Genomic DNA, 977 nt, shown 5'->3' with positions numbered 1-977 from the left:
GCATTAGCACCAAAGCTAAAACAGCCCAATGATAGGAACCGTGTGCCTATTAATAAAACAATCCCTCCCGAAATCAAACGAGAAGACAGATGAAAAAGCGATTTATTATAACAGGAATGATTACTCTTTTGGGAATACTGAATCTAGCTCCAGCAAACGCAAATGTAGACGTAACTTTCGAACCCTCATCATATAATAACTCAGCTGTAGTCTCACAACCTGCTCTATCAGCAGAATGTCTGGAGATTCTTAATCTACTAAAAAAAGGAGAAATTGTTGAGCTCTTAAAAAAACAGCTTGAGTTGAAAAAAGAACAAATTTCACAAATAGAAAAAGCCTATCAGGCTATAACAAAAAGTCAAAAAACTGGACCTAAAACAATAGATTTTTCTAGTTTTGTTCTCAAAGAACCAGAAGCGCTCTATAAGAGTGATAAGCTTTCAAGGGAATCATACCAAAAGGTATTAGAGGAAGAAAACAAAATTTCTGGATCTCTTGGTCAAATGAGCAAATGGGTTTTTGCGCGTTTACAATTTCTCTCTCTGCTAGATAAAGCTATAACTTTGAAAACTTTTGAAAACGTAGAAAATCGTTTTAAATACCTCCAACATCTATTAGATGAAATTCAAACAAAAGAAAACCTGAAAGATATTGCAGATCTTCAAGCACATATTGATGGTTCATTAGCCATGATCCAAAATGAATCTATAAAGATGCAGATGATAATGCATTTACGTAAAGCTGAGCAATCACTTATCAAAAAGAGAAGACGCGAAATTGATATGAAATTTTTTAACCATGAAACAAAAGGGATGCCTATCATACGATGAAAACCACAGCCAATGTAGAAGGTTCCGTACTACCTAAATAATTCAGATGGGCAGAAGAGTTTTATCAAAGCCAAGATATCGTGGTGAAAATACTTAGGTAATGTATAAATGAAAATGAAGCGTTTAGCATGTATCTATGTTTCAAGG

1 protein-coding gene and 1 pseudogene are annotated in these 977 nt (G+C 34.3%); both read left to right on the top strand.

Annotation, left to right across the window (positions count from 1 at the left end):
- Positions 1-93: pseudogene (locus tag ACFIJS_RS09025) on the top strand (TrwH protein); the annotation flags it as partial.
- On the top strand, positions 90-830 hold the full coding sequence (locus tag ACFIJS_RS09020) for a type IV secretion system protein (protein ID WP_375651286.1): 741 nt from the start codon (positions 90-92) through the stop codon (positions 828-830). The pseudogene ACFIJS_RS09025 and the gene ACFIJS_RS09020, both read left to right, overlap by 4 nt.
- Positions 831-977: the final 147 nt, after the last annotated feature.

The sequence above is a fragment of the Bartonella sp. OT172YNZD genome (assembly GCF_042193725.1).
In the GTDB taxonomy this organism is placed as follows: Bacteria; Pseudomonadota; Alphaproteobacteria; order Rhizobiales; family Rhizobiaceae; genus Bartonella; species Bartonella grahamii_A.
Note: the sequence above shows the minus strand (reverse complement) of the source record. Positions and strands in the feature narration are given on the sequence as shown.